General features: G+C 68.5%; 8 protein-coding genes. 6 read left to right on the top strand and 2 right to left on the bottom strand.

Going from position 1 to position 8848, the window contains the following annotated elements; all coding sequences use genetic code 11:
- The 5 genes from AC6EI8_RS21025 to ubiA form a co-directional block, all read left to right on the top strand.
- Positions 1-1311, top strand: a 1311-nt coding sequence (locus tag AC6EI8_RS21025) for an ATP-dependent DNA helicase RecG (RefSeq protein ID WP_498382773.1), incomplete at its 5' end; no start/stop codon positions are given.
- A gap of 356 nt (positions 1312-1667) precedes the next feature.
- Positions 1668-2618, top strand: a complete 951-nt coding sequence (locus tag AC6EI8_RS21020; protein WP_149316664.1) for a LysR substrate-binding domain-containing protein — start codon at positions 1668-1670, stop codon at positions 2616-2618.
- A gap of 548 nt (positions 2619-3166) precedes the next feature.
- Positions 3167-4615, top strand: coding sequence for a catalase (locus tag AC6EI8_RS21015; RefSeq protein ID WP_498382772.1), 1449 nt, complete (start codon positions 3167-3169; stop codon positions 4613-4615).
- Between the two features lie 170 nt (positions 4616-4785).
- On the top strand, positions 4786-5271 hold the full coding sequence (locus tag AC6EI8_RS21010) for a Dps family protein (RefSeq protein WP_149316666.1): 486 nt from the start codon (positions 4786-4788) through the stop codon (positions 5269-5271).
- A 236-nt stretch (positions 5272-5507) separates the two neighbouring features.
- The gene (ubiA, locus tag AC6EI8_RS21005; protein ID WP_150083385.1) at positions 5508-6365 is read left to right on the top strand and encodes a 4-hydroxybenzoate octaprenyltransferase; all 858 of its coding nucleotides are present in this window, start codon (positions 5508-5510) and stop codon (positions 6363-6365) included.
- 103 nt (positions 6366-6468) lie between these two features.
- Here the strand turns inward: ubiA and proC are convergent, their stop codons facing one another.
- Complete coding sequence (gene proC, locus AC6EI8_RS21000) at positions 6469-7308, bottom strand: pyrroline-5-carboxylate reductase (protein WP_149316668.1); 840 nt, start codon at positions 7306-7308, stop codon at positions 6469-6471.
- Between the two features lie 123 nt (positions 7309-7431).
- Positions 7432-8160 carry a YggS family pyridoxal phosphate-dependent enzyme gene (locus AC6EI8_RS20995; protein ID WP_226107165.1) on the bottom strand — a complete coding sequence of 243 codons (729 nt, stop codon included), beginning with the start codon at positions 8158-8160 and terminating at the stop codon, positions 7432-7434.
- A 90-nt stretch (positions 8161-8250) separates the two neighbouring features.
- Between AC6EI8_RS20995 and AC6EI8_RS20990 the strand changes: the two genes are divergently transcribed.
- Positions 8251-8745: a glutathione peroxidase gene (locus AC6EI8_RS20990; protein WP_149316670.1), complete on the top strand. Its 495-nt coding sequence runs from the start codon at positions 8251-8253 to the stop codon at positions 8743-8745.
- Positions 8746-8848 lie beyond the last annotated feature (103 nt).

Here is an 8848-nt window from a genome sequence, read left to right as displayed (position 1 = left end):
GGCGCGCAGCAGCGCGTGGTCAAGGAGATCGCCGCCGACATGGGCGCGCCGCACCCGATGCACCGGCTGCTGCAGGGCGATGTCGGCAGCGGCAAGACCATCGTCGCGGCACTGGCCGCCTGCCAGGCGATCGACGCCGGCTACCAGGCCGCGCTGATGGCGCCGACCGAGATCCTGGCCGAGCAGCATTACCGCAAGCTGTCGGGCTGGCTCGCGCCGCTGGGCGTCGAGGTGGTATGGCTGGCCGGGAGCCTGAAGCGCACCGAAAAGCGCGACGCCGTGGCACGGGTCGAATCCGGCCAGGCGCAGCTGGCGATCGGCACGCACGCGTTGATCCAGGACACGGTGCGGTTCGCCAGGCTGGGCCTGTCGGTCGTCGACGAGCAGCACCGCTTCGGCGTGGCGCAGCGGCTGGCTCTGCGCGGCAAGGCCGACGGGGCGGAGCAGGAGGGTGCGGGGTCCACGCAACATGCCGACGACCCCGCCACCGTGCCGCACCAGCTGATGATGTCGGCCACGCCGATCCCGCGCACGCTGGCGATGACCTATTACGCCGACCTCGACGTGTCGGTGATCGACGAGTTGCCGCCCGGCCGCAGCCCGGTGGTCACGCGGCTGGTCAACGACGCGCGCCGCGACGAGGTGATCGAGCGCGTGCACCACGCCGCCGCGCAGGGCCGGCAGGTCTACTGGGTCTGTCCGCTGATCGAGGAGAGCGAGGCGCTGCAGCTGCAGACCGCGCAGGAAACCTACGAGACGCTGGCCGCCGCCTTGCCGGACCTGGAGGTCGGGCTGGTCCATGGGCGCCTGCCGCCGGCCGAGAAGGCCGCGGTGATGGACGCCTTTTCCGCCAACCGGCTGCAGGTACTGGTGGCCACCACGGTGATCGAGGTGGGCGTCGACGTGCCGAACGCCTCGCTGATGGTGATCGAACATGCCGAGCGCTTCGGCCTCGCGCAGCTGCATCAGCTGCGCGGCCGCGTCGGCCGGGGCAGCGCCGAGTCGGTCTGCCTGCTGATGTACCAGGCCCCGCTGTCGCCGACGGCCAAGCAGCGGCTGGCGACGATGCGCGAGACGACCGACGGCTTCGAGATCGCCCGGCGCGACCTGCAGATCCGCGGGCCGGGCGAGTTCCTGGGGGCGCGCCAGTCGGGCGAGGCGATGCTGCGCTTTGCCGATCTCGAAACCGACGCCTGGCTGGTCGAGCCGGCGCAGCAGGCGGCGGAACTGCTGCTGAGCCGTTACCCCGAAGCGGCGCAGGCGCATCTGTCGCGCTGGCTGGGCGGGCGGGAGCATTACTTGAAGGCGTGAAGGCGTGAAAGGGCGAGGGCGTCGGGGCGTGAGGGCCTGAGGGCGTGAGGGCGTGAGGGCGTGAGGGCGTGGGAGCCGAGAATCCCGGGCCGCAAGCTCGGAAGTCCGCCTTCGCCGCGCCGGTGGCCCAAGAGCAGTGCACGCCGCTTTGCCGCGCGGCTCTGACAGAACCTCGATTCGAAGGTAAAATCTATCGCTTCTGAAAAGCGATAATTTGCGAAGCACTTCTGTCACGTGCTTTCGCGGCGATTCGACCGGCGATCCGACTGTCTCGCCGGCTGCACCAGCCCGCCGGGACACCCCTTTCGGACCATCCCGACATCGCCCGCTCCACCACAATCCCAAGCCGATACGACATGACGCTGACCGAACTGAAGTACATCGTTGCCGTCGCGCGAGAGCGCCATTTCGGCCGTGCCGCCGAGGCCTGCTTCGTGTCGCAGCCGACGCTGTCGGTGGCGATCAAGAAGCTGGAAGACGAGCTGAACGTGCAGATCTTCGAGCGCGGCACCTCCGAGGTCTCGGTGACCGCGGTCGGCGAGCAGATCGTCGCGCAGGCGCAGCGGGTGCTGGAACAGACCATGGCGATCCGCGAGATCGCCAAGCAGGGCAAGGACCCGCTGGCCGGGCCGCTGCGCGTCGGCGTGATCTACACGATCGGGCCGTACCTGCTGCCGGCGCTGGTCAAGCAGATGATCCACACCGTGCCGCAGATGCCGCTGATGCTGCAGGAGAACTACACGGTCAAGCTGATCGAACTGCTCAAGCAGGGCGAGATCGACTGCGCGATCATGGCCGAGCCGTTCCCGGACTCCGGCCTGACGGTGCGGCCGCTGTACGACGAGCCCTTCGTCGTCGCGGTGCCGCGCGGGCATCAGCTGGAAAAGGCGGAAAACGTCGCGCCCGACGAACTGAAGCAGCAAACCATGCTGCTGCTGGGCAGCGGCCACTGCTTCCGCGACCATGTGCTGGGCGTCTGCCCGGAACTGTCGCGCTTCTCGCAGGCCGCCGACGGCATCCAGAAGACCTTCGAGGGCTCCTCGCTCGAGACCATCCGCCATATGGTGGCCAGCGGTGTCGGCATTACCGTGCTGCCGCGGACCTCGGTGCCCGACATGCACGCCGGCAACGATCTGCTGTCCTACGTGCCGTTCGCCGAGCCGGTGCCCGATCGCCGCGTCGTGCTCGCCTGGCGCAAGAGCTTCACCCGGCTGCCGGCAATGGAAGCGCTGTGCGCGGCGGTGGCGGCCTGCGAACTGCCGGGCGTGCGGAAGCTGACGCCGGACGCGCTGGCCAAGGCGGCCTGAGGCTTTCCGGACCCTCTCCAGACCGTTTCTCCGAGCGGGGCCGGCGCCAAGCTGCGCCTCGGACCCGCCGGATGCAGCCGCCTCTTTCGGGCTCCTTTCGCTCGCTTCCCCGCCGCCTTTTCCTCGCCGTCTGCCGCTCGTTCGGCCTTCTTCTCCCGCCTCCCCCGCCTCCCAACCGCCTGTTAGCTTTACGCTATATCATAGTTTTAAATAATTAAATTCCTACGCCAATAGGTGATTGTTAAACTCCTTCCATCGACGCACGATACCGCTCGCAAAAGGAGTCAGCATGAACCGCAACCGTCCCTTGCCGTTGCCCGCCCCGGGCGCCGTCTGGCGCGACCTGCGCCGTCAGCTGACCGACTGCCTGGCCTGTTTCGCCACCGTCTATTGATGGGCGACAGCCTGCGGCGGCGTCACGGCGGCATCGCAAACGCCGCGTAGTCTCGCGGTCGTTGATGCAGCCGTTTCGCGCATCCCGGTATTTCCGTATTTCCGGTATTCCCCGGTTACTCCGTACCACCCTATCCCCACCAGCAGAGGTCACGATGAGCAAGGACAAGGACACCCTCACCACCGCCGCCGGCGCGCCGGTCGCCGACAACCAGAATTCGCTGACCGCCGGCGTGCGCGGTCCGATGCTGCTGCAGGACGTCTGGTTCCTGGAGAAGCTGGCGCACTTCGATCGCGAGGTCATTCCCGAGCGGCGGGTGCATGCCAAGGGCTCGGGTGCCCACGGCACCTTCACCGTGACGCATGACATCACGCAGTACACCAAGGCCTCGATCTTCGCCGAGGTCGGCAAGCAGACGCCGCTGTTCCTGCGCTTCTCGACGGTGGCCGGCGAGCGCGGCGCCGCCGATGCCGAGCGCGACGTGCGCGGCTTCTCGGTCAAGTTCTATACCGACGAGGGCAACTGGGACGTGGTGGGCAACAACACGCCGGTGTTCTTCGTCCGCGATCCGCTCAAGTTCCCCGACTTCATCCACACGCAGAAGCGCAATCCGCGCACCAACCTGCGCGACCCGATCGCGGTCTGGGACTTCTGGTCGCGCCATCCGGAATCGCTGCACCAGGTCACGATCCTGATGAGCGACCGCGGCCTGCCGCAGAACTACCGGCAGATGCACGGCTTCGGCTCGCACACGTACTCGTTCATCAACGCGGCGGGCGAGCGCTTCTGGGTCAAGTTCCACTTCAAGTCGCAGCAGGGCATCGCCAACTGGACCAACGAGGAAGCGGCCAAAGTGGTCGCCGGCGACCGCGAGAGCGCGCAGCGCGACCTGTACGAGAACATCGAGCAGGGCAATTTCCCGCGCTGGAAGCTGCAGGTGCAGATCATGCCCGAGGCCGACGCCGCGACGTATCGCATCAATCCGTTCGACCTGACCAAGGTGTGGCCGCATGCCGACTACCCGCTGATCGACGTCGGCGTGCTGGAGCTGAACCGCAATCCGGACAACTATTTCGCCGAGGTCGAGCAGGTGGCGATGAACCCGTCCAACATCGTGCCCGGCATCGGCTTCTCGCCGGACCGGATGCTGCAGGGCCGGCTGTTCTCGTACGGGGACACGCAGCGCTACCGGCTGGGCGTCAATCACCACCAGATCCCGGTCAACGCGCCGAAATGCCCGTTCCACAACAGCTTCCACCGCGACGGCGCGATGCGCGTGGACGGCAACCAGGGCAGCAAGCTGAACTACGAGCCGAACCGGCAGGGCGCCTTCGCCGCCGGCGAGCGCGCGGTCGAGCCGCCGCTGGCGGTGGGCGCGGTGGCGGACCGCTTCGACCACCGGGCGGACGACGACGATTACTACAGCCAGCCGCGCGCGCTGTTCCAGCTGTTCGACGAGGGCCAGCGCCAGCGCCTGTTCGGCAATATCGCGGCGGCGATGCAGGGCGTGCCGGCCGACATCGTGCAGGTCCAGCTCGCGCACTTCCGCAAGATCGACCCTGCCTATGCGGAAGGGGTGGAGCGGGCGCTGAACGTCCGCTGACCCTACGCTGAAGGTCGGCGCAGGGCGCCCGAACGGCAGGCGCGGGTTTGTCCGCGCCGCCGTTCGGATGCCATAATGCGATGCCGGGGCCGCTGGCGCAGAGCTGGCGGCCCCTGTCGCATTTTTTTCCGCAGTTAGTCGTGGCCACATCAGAACGGAGCGTATCGATCATGGCGAAGAAGAACGAGATGAGCGTGAACATCGGGATTTCGGACAAGGACCGCAAGAAGATCGCCGAGGGCCTGTCCAAGCTGCTGGCGGACACCTACACGCTTTATCTGAAGACGCACAACTTCCACTGGAACGTCACCGGCCCGATGTTCAACACGCTGCATCTGATGTTCGAGACGCAGTACACCGAACTGGCGCTGGCGGTCGACTCGATCGCGGAACGCATCCGCGCGTTGGGCTATCCGGCACCGGGCACCTACAAGGAATACGCGCGGCTGTCGTCGATCCAGGAGGAAGAGGGCGTGCCCGAGGCCACCGAGATGATCCGCAAGCTGGTCGAGGGCCAGGAGGCCGTGGTGCGCACCGCGCGCTCGATCTTCCCGCTGGTCGAGGCCGCCGCCGACGAGCCGTCGGCCGACCTGCTGACCCAGCGCATGCAGACGCACGAGAAGACCGCGTGGATGCTGCGCTCGATGCTGGCCTGAGCGGGCTCGCGTCCTGACGATGCGCCGCCGCCGCGCCGGCGGCGTATCGTTCCAGGTTGTGGCAGGGGCCTCGCCAGGGCCGATCGATCTGCCCGCGACCGCCGGGCCACGATGCCGATCCTGATCCGATCCGCGTCCGCTCCATCCCGGTCCCTCGCCGGTCCTTCCGATCCCTCGCCGCTCCCGATCCCTCCGCCAATCCCGTGCCGCTGTCCCCGTCCCACCACCCGACCCCGATGTTCGAACGTCTCGCCCTGTACGCGCGCCTGGTGCGCATCGACAAGCCGATCGGCACGCTGCTGCTGCTGTGGCCGACCTTGTGGGCGCTGTGGATGGCCGCCGGCGGGCCGCCGCCGTGGCCCATCTTCTGGATCTTCGTGGTCGGTACGTTCCTGATGCGCTCGGCCGGCTGCGCGATGAACGACTGGGCCGACCGCGACTTCGACAAGCATGTGAAGCGCACCCGCGAGCGGCCGCTGACAGCCGGGCGCATCCAGCCCTGGGAGGCGCTGGCGGTGGCCGGCACGCTGGCCGTGCTGGCCTTCCTGCTGATCCTGCCGCTCAATGCGCTGACCAAGTGGCTGTCGGTGGTGGCGGTGATCGTTGCGGCGACCTATCCCTTCTTCAAGCGCTTCTTCGCGATTCCGCAGGCGTACCTGGGCATCGCGTTCGGCTTCGGTATCCCGATGGCCTTCGCCGCGGTGCAGGAGCAGGTGCCACCGGTGGCCTGGCTGATGCTGCTGGCCAATGTGTTCTGGTCGGTCGCCTACGACACCGCGTATGCGATGGTCGATCGCGACGACGATCTGCTGATCGGCATGAAGACTTCGGCCATCACCTTCGGCCGCTTCGATGTCGCGGCGATCATGATCTGCTACGCCGGCTTCCTGGCGCTGATGGCGCTGGCCGGTGGCATGCTCGGACTGGGTTGGCCGTACTGGCTCGGCCTGGCGGCGGCCGCGGCGACCGCCGTGTACCACTACACGCTGATCCGCGGGCGCGACCGCATGCAGTGCTTCGCGGCGTTCCGCCACAACAACTGGCTGGGCGCCTGGGTGTTTGCCGGCACCGCGCTGGCGTACGCGCTGCGGTAGTCCTGTCGTTCCCGCATAGGGGACCAGCGACCTCGGGAACGAGCGGCGCCGGAAAGTCGCGGTCTCCCCGCCTGCGCGGGGACGACCGTCCTGCAATCCCGCCTCAACCCTCGCGGCCGAATTCCTCGCCCATTTCCGCGCCGCGCGCCGCCGCGGCGTGCACGGCCTTGACGAAGGCCTCGCCCACGCCCGACTGCTCCAGTACCGTCAGCGCCGCGTAGGTGGTGCCGCCCTTGGACGTCACCCGCTCGCGCAGCGTCGCGACCGGCTCGCTCGATTGCGCCGCCAGCGCGGCCGCGCCGCGGAAGGTCTCGATCGCCAGCTGGCGGCCTTGCGCCGCGCTCAGGCCCAGCTCGGTGGCGGCGCGCTCCATCGCCTCGATCACGTAGAACACATAGGCCGGGCCGCTGCCCGAGACCGCGGTGACCGCGTCCATCTGCGCATCGTTGTCCAGCCACAGGCATTGGCCGACCGCTTCGGCGAGTGCGGTGGCGACGGCGCGATCCTCGGCCGACAGGGCGGCCGGCGCGCTCAGCCCCGTCATGCCCTTGCCGGCCAGCGCCGGCGTATTGGGCATCGAGCGCACCACGCGCGCATGGCCGCCCAGCCAGCGCTGGATGTCCTGCAGGCGGATGCCGGCGGCCACGCTGACCACCAGGCCGCGGCTGCCGGCGGTGCGCAGATGCGGCAGCAGCTGCTCGGCCGCCTCGCGGAACTGCTGCGGCTTGGTCGCCATCACGATCACGTCGCTGCCGGCCAGTTCGACGTCGGGCGTCTCGACGGTATGCACGCGCTGCTCGCGCGCCAGCCGTTCGCGCGCCGGCGCGTAGGGGTCGGCGACGCGGATCGACGAAGGCGGCACGCCGCGCGCGATCAGGCCGCCGATCAGGGCGGTGGCGAGGTTGCCGCCGCCGACGAAGCCGAAGGTCAGAGTGGTGAGCATGGGTGGGTCTCGCTGTGAGTCGGGAATCGGGGAATCGGGGAATCGGGAAATCGGAACGTCGGCAGCCGGTCCCGGGACGGTTCGCGCCAGCCCGGGCAGCGTCAGGGCCGCATCAGGGCCGCATCACGGCGCGCCGGCCGGGTTCATGCCGCTTTCGGCCGGCCGCGGACGGGCGCCGAAGATCGCGGTGCCGACCCGCACGATCGTCGCGCCTTCGGCCACCGCCGCCTCGAGGTCGCCGGACATGCCCATCGACAGCGTGTCGACCGCCAGGCCGTCCTCGCGCAACGTGGCCAGCAGCGCGCGCAGCGCGGCGAAGGGGCGGCGCTGCGCCGCGATATCGTCCGCCGGCTCGGGAATGGCCATCAGCCCCCGCAGATGCAGATTGGGCAGCGGCGCGATGGCGCGCGCGAGGGCCAGCACGTCGGCCGGCGCGACGCCGCTCTTGCTGGCCTCGCCGCTGATATTGACCTGGATGCAGACCTGCAGCGGTCCCATCGAGGCGGGGCGCTGCGCCGAGAGCCGCTCGGCGATGCGCAGCCGGTCGACCGAATGCACCCAGTCGAAGTGCTCGGCCACCGCGCGCGTCTTGTTGCTTTGCAGGGGACCGATGAAGTGCCACGACAGCTGCTCGCGCAGCGATGCCAGCGCGGCGATCTTGTCCAGGCCTTCCTGCACATAGTTCTCGCCGAAGGCGCGCTGGCCTGCCTCGAAGGCCGTGCGTACCGCGCCGGGCGGGAAGGTCTTGGACACCGCCAGCAGCGACACCTCGCCGGCCGATCGGCCCGCCTCGAGTTCGGCGGCGGCAAGGCGCCGCCGCACGGTTTGGAGATTCGCGGCTATGACCGACATGGTTCGGCAAACATCGAAAGAAACGGTTGGCAACAAGGGGTAGGCCATTATAGTGTTTGCTCCCAACCCATTCGCCGACAGGAACACGCCATGGACAACGTCTACCAGTTCAGCGCCGAATCGCTGGCCGGCCAGCCGGTTTCGCTATCGCAGTTCGAGGGCAAGGTGCTGCTGATTGTCAATACCGCCAGCGAATGCGGCTTCACGCCGCAGTACGCCGGCCTGCAGCGGCTGCACGAGCGCCATGCCGGGCGCGGTTTCGCGGTACTCGGCTTCCCGTGCAACCAGTTCGGCAAGCAGGAGCCCGGCGATGCGCAGCAGATCGGCCAGTTCTGCGAAACGCGCTTCCAGGTCAGCTTTCCGATGTTCGCCAAGATCGACGTCAACGGCGCCAACGCGCATCCGCTGTATCGCTGGCTGACCGGGCAGAAGCCCGGCCTGCTCGGCATCGAGGCGATCAAGTGGAACTTCACCAAGTTCCTGCTGCGCCGCGACGGCACGGTGTACAAGCGCTATGCGCCGACCACGAAGCCCGAGGATATCGAGGCCGACATCGAGACGCTGCTGGCCGAGCCGGCGCGCTGAAGCGGAAGCCGAAGCCGCAGCCGGCCGAACCCGCGCCCAACTCGCGCCCAACTCGCGCCCAACTGGCGCCCAACTCGCGCCCAACTCGCGCCCAACTCGCGCC

The sequence above is a fragment of the Cupriavidus sp. R6-3 genome, from assembly GCF_059772245.1.
This window is presented reverse-complemented; position numbering and strand designations above follow the sequence as displayed.

What these genes read in the sequence shown, in the direction of transcription:
- proC (WP_149316668.1), bottom strand. Translation starts at nt 7,308, where the DNA reads ATGCTCACCACTCTGACCTTCGGCTTCGTCGGCGGCGGCAACCTCGCC.
- ubiA (WP_150083385.1), top strand. Translation starts at nt 5,508, where the DNA reads ATGTTCGAACGTCTCGCCCTGTACGCGCGCCTGGTGCGCATCGACAAG.
- AC6EI8_RS20995 (WP_226107165.1), bottom strand. Translation starts at nt 8,160, where the DNA reads ATGTCGGTCATAGCCGCGAATCTCCAAACCGTGCGGCGGCGCCTTGCC.
- AC6EI8_RS20990 (WP_149316670.1), top strand. Translation starts at nt 8,251, where the DNA reads ATGGACAACGTCTACCAGTTCAGCGCCGAATCGCTGGCCGGCCAGCCG.
- AC6EI8_RS21015 (WP_498382772.1), top strand. Translation starts at nt 3,167, where the DNA reads ATGAGCAAGGACAAGGACACCCTCACCACCGCCGCCGGCGCGCCGGTC.
- AC6EI8_RS21020 (WP_149316664.1), top strand. Translation starts at nt 1,668, where the DNA reads ATGACGCTGACCGAACTGAAGTACATCGTTGCCGTCGCGCGAGAGCGC.
- AC6EI8_RS21010 (WP_149316666.1), top strand. Translation starts at nt 4,786, where the DNA reads ATGGCGAAGAAGAACGAGATGAGCGTGAACATCGGGATTTCGGACAAG.